This is a genomic window from Pseudomonas sihuiensis (assembly GCF_900106015.1).
GTDB lineage: Bacteria > Pseudomonadota > Gammaproteobacteria > Pseudomonadales > Pseudomonadaceae > Aquipseudomonas > Aquipseudomonas sihuiensis.
Genome location: NZ_LT629797.1, coordinates 226,491 through 242,645, shown reverse-complemented (window position 1 = coordinate 242,645; position 16,155 = coordinate 226,491). Strand labels below are relative to the sequence as shown.

17 protein-coding genes are annotated in these 16,155 nt (G+C 62.1%); 10 read left to right on the top strand and 7 right to left on the bottom strand.

Features of this window, described 5'->3' with window-relative positions; translation table 11 throughout:
- Positions 1 to 36: 36 nt before the first annotated feature.
- From BLT86_RS01265 to BLT86_RS01250, 4 genes are all read right to left on the bottom strand, one after another.
- Complete coding sequence (locus BLT86_RS01265; RefSeq protein WP_231976572.1) at positions 37 to 1,104, bottom strand: GGDEF domain-containing protein; 1,068 nt, start codon at positions 1,102 to 1,104, stop codon at positions 37 to 39.
- 71 nt (positions 1,105 to 1,175) lie between these two features.
- A complete protein-coding gene (gene gloA / locus BLT86_RS01260) occupies positions 1,176 to 1,568 on the bottom strand; it encodes a lactoylglutathione lyase (RefSeq protein ID WP_072422679.1) in 393 nt (130 codons plus the stop codon).
- 70 nt (positions 1,569 to 1,638) lie between these two features.
- A complete protein-coding gene (locus BLT86_RS01255) occupies positions 1,639 to 2,856 on the bottom strand; it encodes an argininosuccinate synthase (RefSeq protein WP_074913101.1) in 1,218 nt (405 codons plus the stop codon).
- A gap of 117 nt (positions 2,857 to 2,973) precedes the next feature.
- Entirely contained in the window at positions 2,974 to 3,921 is a 948-nt protein-coding gene (locus tag BLT86_RS01250) for a flagellar protein MotY (RefSeq protein WP_092374303.1), read from the bottom strand.
- A 153-nt stretch (positions 3,922 to 4,074) separates the two neighbouring features.
- On the opposite strand from BLT86_RS01250, the gene pyrC reads away from it, so the two are divergent.
- The 3 genes from pyrC (at position 4,075) to BLT86_RS01235 (ending at position 7,102) form a co-directional block, all read left to right on the top strand.
- Complete coding sequence (gene pyrC / locus BLT86_RS01245) at positions 4,075 to 5,121, top strand: dihydroorotase (protein WP_072422682.1); 1,047 nt, start codon at positions 4,075 to 4,077, stop codon at positions 5,119 to 5,121.
- Positions 5,118 to 5,792: a ribonuclease T gene (gene rnt / locus BLT86_RS01240; protein ID WP_004423716.1), complete on the top strand. Its 675-nt coding sequence runs from the start codon at positions 5,118 to 5,120 to the stop codon at positions 5,790 to 5,792. The genes pyrC and rnt overlap by 4 nt, the downstream gene beginning before the upstream one ends.
- A 1,091-nt stretch (positions 5,793 to 6,883) precedes the next feature.
- Complete coding sequence (locus tag BLT86_RS01235; RefSeq protein WP_004423711.1) at positions 6,884 to 7,102, top strand: bacterioferritin-associated ferredoxin; 219 nt, start codon at positions 6,884 to 6,886, stop codon at positions 7,100 to 7,102.
- 67 nt (positions 7,103 to 7,169) lie between these two features.
- Here the strand turns inward: BLT86_RS01235 and BLT86_RS01230 are convergent, their stop codons facing one another.
- Complete coding sequence (locus tag BLT86_RS01230) at positions 7,170 to 7,541, bottom strand: DUF5064 family protein (RefSeq protein WP_092374300.1); 372 nt, start codon at positions 7,539 to 7,541, stop codon at positions 7,170 to 7,172.
- 95 nt (positions 7,542 to 7,636) lie between these two features.
- Positions 7,637 to 7,954: a DUF2288 domain-containing protein gene (locus BLT86_RS01225; RefSeq protein WP_045734437.1), complete on the bottom strand. Its 318-nt coding sequence runs from the start codon at positions 7,952 to 7,954 to the stop codon at positions 7,637 to 7,639.
- A 295-nt stretch (positions 7,955 to 8,249) separates the two neighbouring features.
- Between BLT86_RS01225 and BLT86_RS01220 the strand changes: the two genes are divergently transcribed.
- The 6 genes from BLT86_RS01220 to BLT86_RS01195 all read left to right on the top strand — a co-directional run bounded on the left by BLT86_RS01220 (position 8,250) and on the right by BLT86_RS01195 (position 14,455).
- Positions 8,250 to 9,371 (top strand): branched-chain amino acid ABC transporter substrate-binding protein, encoded by a 1,122-nt coding sequence (locus tag BLT86_RS01220; protein WP_045734436.1) that lies wholly within the window; start codon positions 8,250 to 8,252, stop codon positions 9,369 to 9,371.
- A gap of 116 nt (positions 9,372 to 9,487) precedes the next feature.
- Complete coding sequence (livH, locus tag BLT86_RS01215; RefSeq protein ID WP_004423699.1) at positions 9,488 to 10,411, top strand: high-affinity branched-chain amino acid ABC transporter permease LivH; 924 nt, start codon at positions 9,488 to 9,490, stop codon at positions 10,409 to 10,411.
- A complete protein-coding gene (locus BLT86_RS01210) occupies positions 10,408 to 11,667 on the top strand; it encodes a high-affinity branched-chain amino acid ABC transporter permease LivM (protein ID WP_021488421.1) in 1,260 nt (419 codons plus the stop codon). Before livH ends, BLT86_RS01210 begins: the two co-directional genes overlap by 4 nt.
- Positions 11,664 to 12,431: a high-affinity branched-chain amino acid ABC transporter ATP-binding protein LivG gene (gene livG, locus BLT86_RS01205; protein ID WP_017677847.1), complete on the top strand. Its 768-nt coding sequence runs from the start codon at positions 11,664 to 11,666 to the stop codon at positions 12,429 to 12,431. The genes BLT86_RS01210 and livG overlap by 4 nt, the downstream gene beginning before the upstream one ends.
- Positions 12,432 to 12,434: 3 nt before the next feature.
- Positions 12,435 to 13,136: an ABC transporter ATP-binding protein gene (locus BLT86_RS01200; protein WP_092374297.1), complete on the top strand. Its 702-nt coding sequence runs from the start codon at positions 12,435 to 12,437 to the stop codon at positions 13,134 to 13,136.
- Between the two features lie 458 nt (positions 13,137 to 13,594).
- Positions 13,595 to 14,455 (top strand): DUF6279 family lipoprotein, encoded by an 861-nt coding sequence (locus BLT86_RS01195; RefSeq protein WP_092374294.1) that lies wholly within the window; start codon positions 13,595 to 13,597, stop codon positions 14,453 to 14,455.
- Positions 14,456 to 14,474: 19 nt separating this feature from the next.
- On the opposite strand, the gene ung is transcribed toward BLT86_RS01195, so the two are convergent.
- Positions 14,475 to 15,164, bottom strand: coding sequence for a uracil-DNA glycosylase (ung, locus tag BLT86_RS01190; protein ID WP_059391926.1), 690 nt, complete (start codon positions 15,162 to 15,164; stop codon positions 14,475 to 14,477).
- Positions 15,165 to 15,302: 138 nt separating this feature from the next.
- Between ung and BLT86_RS01185 the strand changes: the two genes are divergently transcribed.
- The gene (locus BLT86_RS01185; protein ID WP_064494291.1) at positions 15,303 to 16,115 is read left to right on the top strand and encodes an HDOD domain-containing protein; all 813 of its coding nucleotides are present in this window, start codon (positions 15,303 to 15,305) and stop codon (positions 16,113 to 16,115) included.
- The last annotated feature ends 40 nt before the right edge of the window (positions 16,116 to 16,155 follow it).

Sequence of the window (16,155 nt, the reverse complement as noted above, 5' to 3'; positions counted from 1 at the left end):
CGCAAGAAGCCCCGCCAACCGCGGGGCTTTTTCGTTTCAGCTCACCGCGCGCAAGGCGCGCCGCGCGCACTTGTTGGCGTACATCGCCGCATCGGCTTGCCCCAACAGACTATCGAGTCCCTCGTCGGGATTCAGCGACGATTCGCTGATCCCCATGCTCATTGATAGTCTCTGACCGGCTCCGCCCTCTCTGCCACGCAATGCCTGCTCAAGACGCCGCAGCACCTCTTCGCTATCGCTGTAGTCGCTGGCCAGCACGACGAACTCATCGCCGCCCAGGCGAGCGATCACGTCGGTGGTACGGAACTGGGTCTTGAGCACTTCGGCCGCCGCCCTGAGCAAACGATCCCCGGCACCATGGCCGAAGCGATCATTGACCGGTTTGAGATCATCGAGATCGGCGTACAGCAACAGGCAACGGCCCTTGCGCCGCTGCGCCGCACGCAGTTCGCGTTCGGCCAGCAGGCGAAAACCGCGACGGTTGTACAGCCCGGTCAACTCATCGGTCAGCGACAGCTGGCGCACCGCCTGCTCGGCCAGCTGGCGTTCACGCACCTCGTCCTGCAAGCGCCGATTGGCCTCGGCCAGTTGCGCCGTGCGCTCTTCTACACGCTGCTCCAGCTCGGCATAGACCTGGACATTCTCCAGGGCCACCGAGGTGGAGTCGGCCAAGGCCTGCAGCAGCTGAATCTGCTCGTCGGAGGCCTGATAAGACTCCGCCCAATAGGTGCCAATGGCGCCGATCGGCTCCAGGGTGCGGATGGGCACCATGACCAGACTCTTGACGAAGGTAGGCCGATACACCTCATGGGGAATGCGTGAGTCGACATAGATATCGGGGATCACGGCGGCGCGGCGGTTGAGCATGGCCCAACCGCTGATACACGCACTGAGGGGGAAACGCTGGCCCTTCCACAAGGGTGAGATGGCGTCCTCATCGCGATAGAAACATTGCTGCCCATCGCGCAGAACGAAGGTGGCGCCGTCGGCCCCGGTCAGCTCGCGGGCCGCGCTGCGAACAATCTCCGCCACACGGTCCACGTCCTTCGCCATCGACAGCTCCTGAACCACGCGAATAAGGCGCAAGGCCTTGGGATCAGCCATCATGGGGCACCTCGCCGATCAGCGAATAGCCACTATCCTTGTAAGCATTTACTTACAAAGATTTCCAACTGTCAATCGCTTCGCTTGGGCGACAGCAGCTCGACCTTGTAACCGTCCGGATCCTCGACGAAGGCCAGGATGCTGCTGCCATGCTTCATCGGCCCCGGCTCGCGGGTGATCTTGCCGCCCCGACTGCGAATGTCCTCGCAGGCCTTGTAGACATCCTCGACTTCCAGGGCGATATGACCGTAGCCGGTGCCCAGTTCGTAGCTGTCCACACCCCAGTTGTGGGTCAGCTCGATCACACTGTTGTGTGCCTCGTCGCCATAGCCAACGAAGGCCAGGGTGAACTGTCCGTCCGGGTAATCCTTGCGGCGCAGCAAGGTCATGCCCAGCACTTCGGTGTAGAAGGCGATGGATTGGTCCAGGTCGCCGACACGTAGCATGGTATGCAGCAGTCTCATCAGGTTTTCCTCTTCTGGAAAGCAGAACCCCGGCACTTGGCCGGGGTCCTTGTAGCGCAGGTGAATCAGCTTAGACCAGCTTGCGGCCCTTGCCGGCGGCGATGCGCATGCGCAGGGCGTTGAGCTTGATGAAGCCAGCCGCGTCCTGCTGGTTGTAGGCGCCGCCATCTTCCTCGAAGGTCGCGATGTTGGCATCGAACAGCGAGTCGTCGGACTTGCGGCCAGTGACGATGACGTTGCCTTTGTACAGCTTCAGGCGTACCACGCCGTTCACGTTGGCCTGGGAGGCGTCGATCATCTGTTGCAGCATCAGACGCTCCGGGCTCCACCAGAAACCGTTGTAGATCAGGCTGGCGTACTTCGGCATCAGCTCGTCTTTCAGGTGCGCCACTTCGCGGTCGAGGGTGATCGACTCGATGGCGCGGTGAGCCTTGAGCATGATGGTGCCGCCGGGGGTCTCGTAGCAGCCACGGGACTTCATGCCGACGAAACGGTTCTCGACGATGTCCAGACGGCCAATGCCATTCTCGCCACCGATGCGGTTCAGCTCGGCCAGTACCTGTGCCGGGCTCATGGCCTTGCCGTCGATGGCGACGATGTCGCCGGCGCGGTAGGTCAGCTCGATATAAGTCGGTGCGTCCGGCGCTGCCTCAGGGGAGACAGTCCATTTCCACATGTCTTCTTCGTGCTCGGTCCAGGTGTCTTCCAGCACGCCACCTTCATAGGAGATGTGCAGCAGGTTGGCATCCATGGAGTACGGCGACTTCTTCTTGCCGTGGCGCTCGATCGGGATGGCGTGCTTCTCGGCGTAGTCCATCAGCTTCTCACGCGACAGCAGGTCCCACTCGCGCCACGGGGCGATGACTTTCACCCCCGGCTTCAGCGCATAGGCGCCCAGCTCGAAACGCACCTGGTCGTTGCCCTTGCCGGTAGCACCGTGGGAGATGGCGTCGGCGCCAGTCTCGTTGGCGATTTCGATCAGACGCTTGGCGATCAGCGGGCGGGCGATGGAAGTACCCAGCAGATACTCGCCTTCGTAGACGGTGTTGGCGCGGAACATCGGATAGACGAAATCGCGGACGAATTCTTCGCGCAGGTCGTCGATGTAGATTTCCTTGACGCCCATCGCCTGAGCCTTGGCGCGGGCCGGCTCGACCTCTTCGCCCTGACCGAGGTCAGCGGTGAAGGTCACCACTTCACAGTTATAGGTATCTTGCAGCCACTTGAGGATCACCGAGGTGTCCAGGCCACCGGAATAGGCCAGAACTACCTTTTTGACGTCCGCCATGCCATCACTCCACGGGTTGTACGGTAAAACCGGTGATTCTACTGGCCCTGCGGGCCAATTTACAGGGGCGCGACAGCTTGTGACGACGAAGCGACGGCGGGAGTCAGCGTTTTTTGCTCAGGAGGGGGTGCTTCCGACCGGATCGACCGGGGTGGTCGGTGGAGCGGTCTGCGGTTCGCTCTGTACCGGGACTTCCGGCGCGGGTACGCGATCCAGGCGCAGGGTCGCGCGGCGGTTCTTGGCGCGATTGGCTTCGTTGTTATTTGGCACCAGCGGGTAACGCTCGCCATGAAAGCGCATGGTGATCTGCTCGACCGGTACGCCACCGGCCACCAGATATTCCTGCACGGCCAGCGCACGGCGGCGTGAGAGGTCGCGATTGGTCAGACGATTGCCGCTGTTGTCGGCGTGACCATCGATCTGGAAGCTGTTGATGCTCGGGTCAGCCTTGACGAAGTCGAGGATGATGTCGAGCTTGGCCTTGGCCATCGGATCGAGATCGATGCCGCCACCGGGAAAACCGATCTGCGCCTGGCGAATCTGATCGAAATTGACCGGTAGCAGCTTGGCGGTGCACGCCTGGTAATCGTCATAGGCCTTGTGAAACTTGACCGGCAGCAAACGTACTTCCAGATTGTCGCCGCCATTGAGGGTGCGATGGCGCACCACCGGGCTACGCCCTTCCAGCAGACCGGTGAGCAGCCGCGCCCCCTGCTCCTGCGAGCTGTTGAACGGCACCTCGCCATTACCGACGCTGACCACACCGAGATTGATATCGCCGCGCCCCGGCTGCCAGGGCGCCGCCGCCGCCAGCAAAGTCGCCGAACCCGCGCCCATCCAGCGTTCACGGGCCTTGAGGCGGAAGGTGACCTGCTCGCCGGCACGACGCACGAACTCACCACTGCCGAAATTGCTGATGGTCTGGCTCAGGCGACATTCGAACTGATCGCCCTCGACCGTCCACTCCACCTTCTCCAGCCGCGTCTGGAAGCTGATGGCGTGCGCTGGCAGGCACAAGGGCATGCCAGCCAGCAGGCTGATCAGAAGGAAATTGGGCGCACGCACGGTCGACTCCACGGCGGTTCACGGCATTCCCAAGGGGTATCGGTCAGGCGCACGGAAACTTGACCCCCGACGTGCGATTGTCGCGTCGGCGCGAGCGCGAACAGGCGCTTTTCAGTTAACATGCGGCCACGTTTTACCCGCCTGGAAGCCTCCATGTCCGACCGCCTGACTCTCCTGCGTCCCGATGACTGGCACATTCACCTGCGCGATGGCGCGGTGCTGCCACACACCGTCGGCGATGCCGCGCGCACCTTCGGCCGCGCCATCATCATGCCCAACCTGGTTCCGCCGGTACGCAACGCCGCCGAAGCCGACGCCTATCGCCAGCGCATTCTCGCGGCCCGCCCGGCAGGCAGCCGCTTCGAGCCGCTGATGGTGCTGTACCTCACCGACAACACCAGCCCCGAGGATGTGCGCGCGGCCAAGGCCAGTGGCTTCGTGCATGCCGCCAAGCTCTACCCGGCCGGCGCCACCACCAACTCCGACTCGGGCGTGACCAGCATCGACAAGATCTTCCCGGCGCTGGAAGCCATGGCCGAGGTCGGCATGCTGCTGCTGGTGCATGGCGAAGTGACCCGCGCCGAGATCGACGTGTTCGACCGTGAGAAAGCCTTCATCGACGAGCACCTGACCCGCGTGGTCGAACGCTTCCCCACACTGAAAGTGGTGTTCGAGCACATCACCACCCGCGACGCGGTGCAGTTCGTCGAGGCCGCCTCGGCCAACGTCGGCGCCACCATCACCGCGCACCACCTGCTCTACAACCGCAACCACATGCTGGTTGGCGGCATTCGCCCGCACTTCTATTGCCTGCCGATCCTCAAGCGCAACGTGCACCAGGAAGCCCTGCTCGACGCCGCCACCAGCGGCAACGTCAAGTTCTTCCTCGGCACCGACTCGGCACCGCACGTCAAGCACGCCAAGGAAGCCGCCTGCGGCTGCGCCGGCTGTTACACCGCCTATGCGGCCATCGAGTTGTACGCCGAGGCCTTCGAGCAGCGCGGTGCGCTGGACAAGCTGGAAGCCTTCGCCAGCTTCCACGGCCCGGATTTCTACGGCATGCCACGTAACAGCGACAGCATCACCCTGGTGCGTGAGGAGTGGACCGTGCCGGCCACCCTGCCGCTGGGCGACAACAGCGTGGTACCGCTGCGCGCCGGCGAAACCCTGCGCTGGAAATTGCTGGAGGCTCAGGCGTGAGCGAAGACAACTACGACGACGAACTCGAACCCAGCCTGCCGTCCGGCCCGCGCACGCCCATGGCGGCGCGCTTTCGCGGTTATCTGCCGGTTGTGGTGGATGTGGAGACCGGCGGCTTCAACTGCGCCACCGATGCCCTGCTGGAAATCGCCGCGACCACCATCGCCATGGACGAGAGCGGCTTTCTGTATCCGGATCACACCCACTTCTTCCGCATCGAACCCTTCGCAGGCGCCAACATCGAACAAGCCGCGCTGGAATTCACCGGCATCAAGCTCGACCACCCGCTGCGCATGGCAGTGAGCGAAGAACATGCCCTGGGCGAAATCTTCAAGGGCCTGCGCAAGTCGATCAAATCAGCTGGCTGCAAGCGCGCGATCCTGGTCGGTCATAACAGTAGTTTCGACCTGGGCTTCCTCAATGCGGCGGTGGCCCGTTGCGGCATCAAGCGCAACCCCTTCCACCCTTTCTCCAGCTTCGACACCGCTACCCTCGCCGGCCTCGCCTACGGCCAGACCGTACTGGCCAAGGCCTGCCAGACTGCCGGTATCGAGTTCGACGGCAAGGAAGCACACTCGGCACGCTACGACACCGAGAAGACCGCCGAACTGTTCTGCGGCATCGTCAATCGCTGGAAGGAAATGGGTGGTTGGGACGAGTTCGATCAGTGAGCCTCTGCGCGGCGATCGAACCCCATGAAAAAACCGGCGTCCGCCGGTTTTTTAGGCTCTTCGCATAATTTTGGGACAAGTACAGATTGGCACCGGACTGGCAAGTTTGTGTGTTCTGCGTGCAGCGCTATTTATCTCTGGGCCAAGATCATTAGCGTGTCGATCTTTCGTCTTGGTTTCGCCCCTCACGGGCGAGTCACTTTCTCTTGCTTGCCCAAGAGAAAGTAACCAAAGAGAAGGGCACCCCACCATCCGGGCTAGGCGCCCCGCCCTGCTGCGCCGGGGTTCCCTCGCTCCATCACCACTCCCGGGGCCCGCCACGAAGGGCCATTCCCTGGCCCATCGTGGCTCTTGCGACATCCATGTCGCTCAACCCCTTACGTGGCGATTCCACTCGGCCTCCTGAAGGGGATTTGAGCGTCGTCTGTGAGATCGCAGTTGAAGAGCAAAGGCAAAGGCCAGACACCGCCAATTTCAATTCCGCAAAGATTATGCAAGCTCGCGCCCCGGCCCCCGGAGCAGCATCGGGGCGTGGGGAGTTTCGCGCAGCAAAACCCGGAGGCAGGGTAATGCCGATCAGATCAGGTTGCCAAAGCAGCCCTTTGTAGGAGCCCCGCCTCGGGGCGAAGCTTTTCAATTGCGCATCGACTTAGTTCGCGGCGGGGCGCCACTCCTACCCATTCGCAGCATCGACGCTTAACTGACTGGAATTAAAATGCCGGGTGCCCTTCTTTGGCACACCTTTCTTGGGCAAGCAAAGAGACGCAGCGCAGCGGAGTAACAGCCGCAGGCTGGCCCGAAGGGCGAGCGCAGCGAATCAAGGTGTGGCGCCCGTAAGGGGCGCAACCCAAACGCTCAGTGGACTCGGTAATGGATAGTGCTAAGCCCGTGAGCAATACGCACACAAACTTGCCAGTCCGGTGTCAAACGTATCCTCCCCGCGAAAACGCAAAGACCTTTTCTAACCGCCCCCGCCGAAAGCTGAACCGTTCGTCAGACACTGCGAGCATTCGCAATCGATCTTTGACAAGCATTCTCATTAACATTAGTATCCGATCCATCGAACAGAACCACCAAGACGAGCCTTGCTTATGTACGTCTGCCTCTGTGAAGGTGTCACCGATACTCAAATCCGCGATGCGGTCTACGAGGGCTGCTGCAGCTACCGTGAAGTGCGCGGCACGCTCGGCATCGCCAGCCAGTGCGGCAAGTGCGCTTGCCTGGCCAAGCAGGTCGTGCGCGAAACCATCGCCGAAGTGCAGAGCAGCCAAGCCTCGCTGGCCTACCCTGCAGGTTTCGTCGCGGCCTGACACACAACCGAGAATGAAAAACCGGATCCTGGAATCCGGTTTTTTTTCGTCCTCGAACAGCCAGGGGTCACGTCAGACCGTCGCGCTCCAGGTGATCGAGGTCCACCGCTTCACCCGGCTTGGCGTGCAGCCTGGCGCGAATGTCCTCGAAGATCGCATCGTATTCGGCATGCGCCCGCATGATCGGGCTATGGTTGGGCGGCAGGCCATGCTTGGCCAACAGGCGGGAGATCACGCTGGCGAAATTGAACGCAGTATCACGATGCATCTCGAAGGCTTCCTCGAAGGCCTTGCCGTCGATCTCGCCCACCAGACGCCCATGCAGCATGGGCCCTTCTTGCGAATCCTCGCGCACCTCATAGTAGAAATCGATGCTGTAACCGGGTTGCCCGCCCAGGCCAGGCGGATTGCTGCGATGCAGGTGACCAGGTTCGAACATGGGGCTCACTCCTTTACCGTGGCGCTGCGAGAACCTCCCTGACGGGAGCGTGCGAAGAGTCTAGCTCGCTGCTCACAGCCCTGCAGCGCGCCATTTCAGTGCAGGGTCGAATCCCCTGCCCTTTCCTGTACCAGCACCCAGGGGGCGACCACGACTGCCCACAACTGCGGGTCACGCGAGAGCAAATCTTCGGCACGTGAATCTTCGAGCTTGCACAGCAGGCCTTGGTTCATCCATTGCGCGACTCGAGCCTGATCGTTCTCGGCCACAGCCTGCGCGACCGCCACCAGATCCTGACTACCCTCGACCCAGAGTAGCGCACCGCGAGCGAAGAACGGCTGCAGTTCCTGCCAACGAATCGGCGCTGTCTCACCGAGCAGCTTGGCATAGAGGGTGCTAGATTGATCCGTCATGGTGTGTCCCGTGTCGATGGCTTTGAATGCAGGCGCGCAATGATAGCGTCGGCAACTGCCCTGGCAACCGCGCGACGCTCGCCAGCCGACCCAGGCCACGCCGTTTTTCTATACATTCCTTGCAATTTAGCGACAACCCCACGTTTCGCCTCCAGCTGCCGGCTTTTCAAGGCGCAAATCCGCGCTCTACACTGTTCCGGTACAGTTGCCGGAGGCATTACCGGGGTAACAGACCCGGTTCTGCAGCTTCGGCCGCAAGAACTACAACAACGAAAAACACAAGAGTGGAGCACTCATGAACAAGGCTACTAAGCAGATTTCCAAGCTGTTCGCGGCAATGGCACTGGCGGGGGCGGCCAGCTATTCGATGGCGGCCGACAACATCAAGATCGGTCTGGCCGGTCCGGTGACCGGTGCCGTTGCTCAGTACGGCGAGATGCAATTCATCGGCGCCAAAATGGCCATCGAACAGATCAACAAGGCCGGCGGCGTCAACGGCGCCCAGCTCGAAGGCGTGGTCTACGACGACGCGTGCGATCCGAAACAAGCCGTTGCCGTTGCCAACAAGATCGTCAACGACGGCGTCAAGTTCGTGGTTGGCCACCTGTGCTCCAGCTCCACTCAGCCGGCTTCCGACATCTACGAAGACGAAGGCATCCTGATGATCACCGCGGCTTCCACCAGCCCGGACATCACTGCTCGTGGCTATGAGCTGGTCTTCCGCACCATCGGTCTGGACAGCCTGCAAGGCCCGACCGCCGGTAACTTCATCGCCGACCACATCAAGCCGAAGAACGTTGCTGTCATCCACGACAAGCAGCAGTACGGCGAAGGTATCGCCACCGCGGTCAAGCAGACCCTGGAAGGCAAAGGCGTCAAGGTTTCCCTGTTCGAAGGCATCAACGCCGGCGACAAGGACTTCTCCGCGCTGATCGCCAAGCTCAACCAGGCTGGCGTCGACTTCGTCTACTACGGCGGCTACCACCCGGAGCTGGGCCTGCTGCTGCGCCAGACCAAAGAGCGTGGCCTGAACGTCAAGTTCATGGGCCCGGAAGGCGTGGGTAACAAGGAAATCTCGGCCATCGCCGGCCCGGCTTCCGAAGGCCTGCTGGTCACCCTGCCGAAGTCCTTCGACCAGGATCCGAAGAACCAGGCGCTGGTCGAGGCCTTCAAGGCCAAGAACGAAGACCCGAGCGGTCCGTTCGTGTTCCCGGCCTACGCTGCCGTTCAGGTCATCGCCGAAGGCATCGAGAAAGCCGGCGATACCGATACCGCCAAGGTAGCGGCTGCCCTGCGCGCCAACAGCTTCGACACCCCCACCGGCACCCTGGGCTTCGATGAGAAGGGTGACCTGAAGGACTTCAGCTTCGTGGTGTACGAGTGGCACCAGGACGGCACCAAGTCCGAAGCCAAGTAAGCTTCCTGTCTGAGCCAAAGCCCACTGCGCGAGCAGTGGGCTTTGTTTATTAGAAGAATTCCGGCCTCGCGCTGCGCCACAAGCGCCGCTTTACGCAAGCGCCCAGGAGTTAGGCAATGCCTGATCTTTATCACTACCTACAACAGCTGATCAATGGCCTGACCATTGGCAGTACCTATGCCCTGATCGCCATCGGCTACACCATGGTCTACGGCATCATCGGCATGATCAACTTCGCCCATGGCGAGGTTTACATGATTGGCTCGTACGTAGCCTTCACCGTTATCGCCGGCCTCGCCATGTTCGGCCTGGAAGCCGTGCCCTTCGTGATGATCGCGGCCTTCGCGGCCACCATGATCGTCACCAGCGCCTACGGCTACAGCATCGAACGGGTGGCCTACCGCCCCCTGCGCGGCGGCAACCGTCTGATCCCGCTGATCTCCGCGATCGGTATGTCGATCTTCTTGCAGAACGCGGTGTTGCTCTCACAGGACTCCAAGGACAAGGCCATTCCCAGCCTGCTGCCCGGCAATTTCGTCTTCGGTGAAAGCGCCGCCAACGGCGTGGTGGTGTCCTACATGCAGGTGCTGATCTTTATCGTCACCTTCGTCACCATGATCGGCCTGACCCTGTTCATCTCCCGTTCGCGCCTGGGCCGTGCCTGCCGCGCCTGCGCCGAAGACCTGAAGATGGCCAACCTGCTCGGTATCAACACCAACAACATCATCGCCCTGACCTTCGTCATCGGTGCTGCGCTGGCCGCCATCGCCTCGGTACTGCTGGGCATGAACTACGGCGTGATCAACCCGCACCTGGGCTTCCTCGCCGGCATCAAGGCCTTCACCGCTGCGGTACTGGGCGGCATCGGCAGCATCCCTGGCGCGGTACTCGGCGGCCTGCTGCTGGGCGTTGCCGAAGCCTTCGGCGCCGATATCTTCGGTGATCAATACAAGGACGTGGTGGCGTTCAGCCTGCTGGTACTGGTGCTGCTGTTCCGTCCAACCGGCATCCTTGGCCGCCCGGAGGTGGAAAAGGTATGAGCCGGAACATCAAATCCGCGATTTTCAGCGCCCTGCTGGTGCTGATCATCTCCTACCCGGTACTGGGCCTGAAACTCTCCACCGTCGGCATCAGCCTGCGTGTGGAAGGCGCAACTGCGTTCGAACTCTGGTGCATCGGCGGCGCCGCTACGCTGATCTTCCTCTGGCAATTGCTGCGTGACCGGCTGACTCCGACCTGGGCCAAACTGCCCAAGCTGCCCAGCGGCTCCGGTCAGATTGGCAACTTCCTCACCCTACCCTCCACCCAGCGCTGGATCATTCTGGCGATGGTCATGGTGGCGCTGGTGTGGCCGTTCTTCGCCAGCCGCGGTTCGGTGGATATCGCCACGCTGATCCTGATCTACGTGATGCTCGGCCTCGGCCTGAACATCGTCGTGGGTCTGGCCGGTCTGCTCGACCTGGGTTACGTCGGCTTCTACGCAGTCGGCGCCTACAGCTATGCGATCCTCTCGCACTACTTCGGCCTGAGTTTCTGGATGTGCCTGCCGATCGCCGGGATGATGGCGGCGCTGTTCGGCTTCCTGCTGGGTTTCCCGGTGCTGCGCCTGCGCGGTGACTACCTGGCCATCGTGACCCTGGGCTTCGGCGAGATCATCCGCATTCTGCTGCGTAACCTCACCGAACTGACCGGTGGCCCGAACGGCCTGAGTATCGCCAACGAGAACAAGCCGACCCTGTTCGGTCTGTCCTTCGAGCGCCGCGTGCCGGCCGACATGCCGACCTTCCACGGCTACTTCGAAATCGCCTACAACTCGCAGTACAAGGTGATCTTCCTCTACCTGATCGCTTTACTGCTGGTGCTGCTGACCCTGTTCCTGGTCAACCGCCTGCTGCGCATGCCGATTGGCCGTGCCTGGGAAGCGCTGCGTGAAGACGAGATCGCCTGCCGTGCGCTGGGCCTGAACCCGACCGTGATCAAGCTCTCGGCCTTCACCATCGGTGCCAGCCTGGCCGGTTTCGCCGGCAGCTTCTTCGCTGCTCGTCAGGGTCTGGTGACGCCGGAGTCGTTCACCTTCATCGAGTCAGCGATGATCCTCGCCATCGTCGTACTCGGCGGCATGGGCTCGCAACTGGGCGTTATCCTCGCCGCCATCGTCATGGTGATGCTGCAGGAGATGCGTGAGCTGAGCGAGTACCGCATGCTGATCTTCGGCCTGGTCATGATCTTCATGATGATCTGGCGCCCGCAAGGGTTGCTGCCGATGCAACGTCCCCACCTGGAGCTGAAGCGATGAGCCGCACGATTCTCGAAGTAAGCGGCCTGTCCATGCGTTTCGGCGGCCTGCTGGCCGTCAACGGGGTGGGCCTGAACGTCAAGGAAAAGCAGGTGGTCTCGATGATCGGCCCGAACGGCGCCGGCAAGACCACCGTCTTCAACTGCCTGACCGGTTTCTATCAGCCGAGCTCCGGCAGCATCCGCCTGAACGGCGAGGCGATCGAAGGCCTGCCAGGCCACAAGATCGCCCGCAAGGGCGTGGTACGCACCTTCCAGAACGTGCGTCTGTTCAAGGACATGACGGCGGTGGAAAACCTGCTGATCGCCCAGCATCGCCATCTCAACACCAGCTACCTGGCGGGTCTGTTCAAGACCTCGGCGTTCCGCCGCAGCGAGCGCGAGGCCATGGACTACGCCGCCCACTGGCTGGAACAGGTCGACCTGGTGGACTTCGCCAACCGTAGCGCCGGTACCCTGGCCTATGGTCAGCAGCGTCGCCTGGAAATCGCCCGCTGCATGATGACGCGCCCGAGCATCCTTATGCTCGACGAGCCGGCCGCCGGTCTCAACCCGCGTGAAACCGAAGACCTGAAAGCCCTGATCAGCGTGCTGCGTGACGAACACAATGTCACCGTGCTGCTGATCGAGCACGACATGAAGCTGGTGATGAGCATTTCCGACCACATCTACGTGATCAACCAGGGCACTCCCCTGGCCGACGGCACGCCGGACGACATCCGCAACAACCCGGACGTGATCAAAGCCTATCTGGGGGAGGCGTAATCCATGCTGAGCTTCAACAACGTCTCAACCTTCTACGGCAAGATCCAGGCCCTGCACGACGTCAGCATCGAAGTGCAGAAAGGCGAGATCGTCACCCTGATCGGCGCCAACGGTGCCGGCAAGTCGACCCTGCTCATGACCCTGTGCGGCAACCCGCGCGCCACCAGCGGCAGCATCCGCTACTTGGGTGAAGAGCTGGTGGGCATGGATACCCCGGAGATCATGCGCAAGAGCATCGCCATCGTGCCGGAAGGCCGTCGCGTGTTCGCCCGCCTGACCGTCGAGGAAAACCTGGCCATGGGCGGCTTCTTCGGGGGCAAGGCGGACAATCAGGAGCAACTGGACAAGGTCCTGCACCTGTTCCCGCGCCTGAGGGAGCGCTTCGCCCAGCGTGCCGGCACCATGAGCGGCGGCGAGCAGCAGATGCTCGCCATCGGTCGTGCCTTGATGAGCAAGCCCAACCTGCTGCTGCTCGACGAGCCGTCGCTGGGTCTGGCGCCGATCATCATCCAGCAGATCTTCGACATCATCGAGCAACTGCGCAAAGACGGCGTGACCGTGTTCCTGGTCGAGCAGAACGCCAACCAGGCGCTGAAGCTGGCTGATCGCGGCTACGTGCTGGAGAACGGCCACATTGTCATGCGCGGCAGCGGTGAAGAGCTGCTCAACGACCCCAAGGTACGCGACGCCTACCTCGGCGGCTAAGCGCAACCTGCGACATGGAAACCGCCCTTCGGGGCGGTTTTTTATTGGTTATTCCTATTTGGATGCGTTTGACACTGGACTAGTGAGTTTGTGTGCGTATTGCTTACTGACTTGGCACTATCCATTACCGAGTCCACTGAGCGTTTAGGTTGCGCCCCTTACGGGCGCCACACCTTTCTTGCTTGCCCAAGAAAGGTGTGCCAAAGAAGGGCACCCCGACATCCGGGTTTCGCTACGCGAAACTTCCCTCGCTCCGGCGTTGCTCCGGGGCCGGCTTACAAGGGCCATCCCTGGCCCTTTAAGCCTCTCGCCGCATCCATGCGGCTCGCTCCCCTACGCAACACCTCCACTCGGCCTCCTGAAGGGGACCAGCGAAGTCATAAGCGAATATTTCCGCCCTCTTGCGTCAGCCTCGACGAGTATTAGTCTCAACAACTCTGCCCTCACGAGCCCCGATCATGCGCAAGCCTTTGCTCCTGCTACTGGCCATCACCCTGCTGCTGGGCGCCTGCAGCCGTGTCGGCCTGGCCTATCGCAACCTCGACTGGCTTATCCCGTGGAAGCTGGGCGACTACGTGGCGCTGACCAGCGAGCAGAGCGCCTGGCTCAAACCTCAGCTGCAGGAGCACCTGGCCTGGCATTGCAGCGTCGAGCTGCCGCGTTATCTCGACTGGCTGCAACGCAGTCAGCAGGCGCTGAGCAGCCGTGACAGCGAGCTGATGGCCAGCCAATTGGCCGACTTCGAACAGGCCATGCAGCGCATCGCCGTGGAAATAACCCCCAGCACCATCGAGCTGCTGCGTGGCCTCAGTCCGCGTCAGGTCGATCAGCTATTGGCGGCAATGGACGAGCAGAACGCCAAGCTGCGTGAAGAGTTTCTCGAGCCGCCGGTGCAGGAGCAGGTCAGCCGGCGTGCCGAGCGCATGGAGGAGCGCCTGCAACCCTGGTTCGGCACCCTGAACGCCGAGCAGCGCGAGCGGGTGCAGAGCTGGGCACAGGGCCTGGGCGAACAAAACCAGGTCTGGCTGGAAAACCGCATGGCCTGGCAGCAGGCCCTGCGTGAGGCGTTGGAAGTACGCCGTGGCGACGATTTCGCTGCGCGCATGACTGCCCTGCTGCAACAACGCGAGCGCTTCTACACCAGCGCCTACCGGATCAGCTACCAGAAGAATCGCCAGGCCATGGCCGAGATGATCGTCGACCTGGTTGCCCAGGCTGACTCAAAACAGATGGAACGAGCCGACAAACGCTTGCAAAGCCTGCATGCCGACCTGGCCGCGCAGCAGTGCACGGCTGATCAGGCAGTTGCACGGCGCTAAGCAGGCCTCGGAAGCGGGCTTAGAGCGCCGGTAAGCGCCAGTCGATGGGCGTCATGCCGTTCTGGCTGAGGAACTGGTTGCAGCGACTGAAATGGCCATTGCCGATGAAACCGCGATGCGCCGACAGCGGCGATGGATGCGGTGAACGCAGCACCAGGTGCTTGGTCGGGTCGATCAGGCGCTGTTTGCTCTGCGCGTGGCTGCCCCAGAGCAGGAACACCAGTTTGGGCTGATGCTCGCTGACCACTTCGATCACCCGATCGGTAAACAACTGCCAGCCCTTGCCCGCGTGCGAGCCGGCGTTGGCGCGCTCTACCGTCAGCGAGGTGTTGAGCAGCAGCACGCCCTGATCGGCCCAGCTCTGCAGGTAGCCGTGCGCGGGGATGTCGATATTGAGGTCGCGCTTGAGCTCTTTGTAGATATTCACCAGCGACGGCGGCGTCTGCACGCCCGGCTGCACCGAGAAGCACAGGCCGTGTGCCTGACCGGGGCCGTGGTACGGGTCCTGGCCGATGATCACTACCTTGACCTGATCCAGCGGCGTGGAGTTGAGCGCATTGAAGATCAGTGGGCCCGGCGGATAGATTTCCTTGCCGGCCGCCTTCTCCGCCTGCAGGAACGCACGCAGCTCGCTCATGTAAGGCTTGTCGAACTCCTCACGCAGCGCGTGTTTCCAGCTGGCTTCGAGCTTGATGCGATCGTCGGTCATGCGGTTTTCCTGCGGGTACAAAACGAGTGGAGGCACGCTAGAGAAGGCCGCAAGGCAAGTCAAGGAAGAGCTTGCCGGCGCCATGCAGGATGCTTTGCTAGCCTTTCTGGCATCGCCTCAACCGATGAATCCAAGCCGATGCCCACTTCTACCGATACCCTGCGCATGGCGTTGCTCAACCGTTTCCTGAAGGGCGAAGCCAGGATTCCGCAGATGCCTGAAGCCGCCGTCCGCATCAGAAAGCTGTTGGACGACCCACGCACCTCGCTGGAACAGCTGACCCGCGTGATAACTGGCGACCCGCCGCTGGCCGCGTACCTGATGCAGTTCTCCAATACCCCTCTGCTGCGCGGGGAGCGCTCCTGTAGTTCGCTGCGTGAACTGCTGAGCCGCCTTGGTACCCGCCAACTGGCGGACCTGGTGTTGGGCTTCAGCCTGCAAAACCTGTTCACCAGTTCCGAACCTGCGCTGCAGCAGGCATTTCGCACTCGTTGGCGCAGTGCCAGGGAGCGCGCCGCCCACTGCGCGGTACTGGCCCAGCGCACGGGCATGTCACTGGACGACGCCATGCTCGGCGGCTTGCTACAGGACATTGGCAGCCTGCCACTACTTTCCGAGCTGGAGCAGTGGCCGAACGTACCGCGCGAGAGCGATACGCTGCACGAGCTATGCGATCAGCTGTCCGGTGATCTCGGCGCCCTGATCCTGACGCGCTGGCAGCTGCCCTCGGCAGTGATCGAATCCACGCGCCTTTTTGGTCAATGGCAACGCGAGCATGACGGCGCTGCCGACCTGGCGGATCTGGTTCTGCTCGCCAGTGCCCTGCAGACGAGCCAGACGCTGCAGGGACCGCTACCGGCGCAGGCAAAACTGGGGCTGGAGCAGCCGCTTGACGAACTGAGGCAGGAGCTGGCGGGCGAACTGCAATTGTGGAAGCGTCTGCTCGCCTGAAGCGCCTGCTATGCAGCCCCATCAGGCATATGGATGCAGC

What these genes read in the sequence shown, in the direction of transcription:
- BLT86_RS01210 (WP_021488421.1), top strand. Translation starts at nt 10,408, where the DNA reads ATGAGCCGGAACATCAAATCCGCGATTTTCAGCGCCCTGCTGGTGCTG.
- livG (WP_017677847.1), top strand. Translation starts at nt 11,664, where the DNA reads ATGAGCCGCACGATTCTCGAAGTAAGCGGCCTGTCCATGCGTTTCGGC.
- BLT86_RS01185 (WP_064494291.1), top strand. Translation starts at nt 15,303, where the DNA reads ATGCCCACTTCTACCGATACCCTGCGCATGGCGTTGCTCAACCGTTTC.
- BLT86_RS01195 (WP_092374294.1), top strand. Translation starts at nt 13,595, where the DNA reads ATGCGCAAGCCTTTGCTCCTGCTACTGGCCATCACCCTGCTGCTGGGC.
- BLT86_RS01200 (WP_092374297.1), top strand. Translation starts at nt 12,435, where the DNA reads ATGCTGAGCTTCAACAACGTCTCAACCTTCTACGGCAAGATCCAGGCC.
- BLT86_RS01265 (WP_231976572.1), bottom strand. Translation starts at nt 1,104, where the DNA reads ATGGCTGATCCCAAGGCCTTGCGCCTTATTCGCGTGGTTCAGGAGCTG.
- ung (WP_059391926.1), bottom strand. Translation starts at nt 15,164, where the DNA reads ATGACCGACGATCGCATCAAGCTCGAAGCCAGCTGGAAACACGCGCTG.
- BLT86_RS01230 (WP_092374300.1), bottom strand. Translation starts at nt 7,541, where the DNA reads ATGTTCGAACCTGGTCACCTGCATCGCAGCAATCCGCCTGGCCTGGGC.
- BLT86_RS01225 (WP_045734437.1), bottom strand. Translation starts at nt 7,954, where the DNA reads ATGACGGATCAATCTAGCACCCTCTATGCCAAGCTGCTCGGTGAGACA.
- gloA (WP_072422679.1), bottom strand. Translation starts at nt 1,568, where the DNA reads ATGAGACTGCTGCATACCATGCTACGTGTCGGCGACCTGGACCAATCC.
- pyrC (WP_072422682.1), top strand. Translation starts at nt 4,075, where the DNA reads ATGTCCGACCGCCTGACTCTCCTGCGTCCCGATGACTGGCACATTCAC.
- BLT86_RS01235 (WP_004423711.1), top strand. Translation starts at nt 6,884, where the DNA reads ATGTACGTCTGCCTCTGTGAAGGTGTCACCGATACTCAAATCCGCGAT.
- BLT86_RS01220 (WP_045734436.1), top strand. Translation starts at nt 8,250, where the DNA reads ATGAACAAGGCTACTAAGCAGATTTCCAAGCTGTTCGCGGCAATGGCA.
- BLT86_RS01255 (WP_074913101.1), bottom strand. Translation starts at nt 2,856, where the DNA reads ATGGCGGACGTCAAAAAGGTAGTTCTGGCCTATTCCGGTGGCCTGGAC.
- livH (WP_004423699.1), top strand. Translation starts at nt 9,488, where the DNA reads ATGCCTGATCTTTATCACTACCTACAACAGCTGATCAATGGCCTGACC.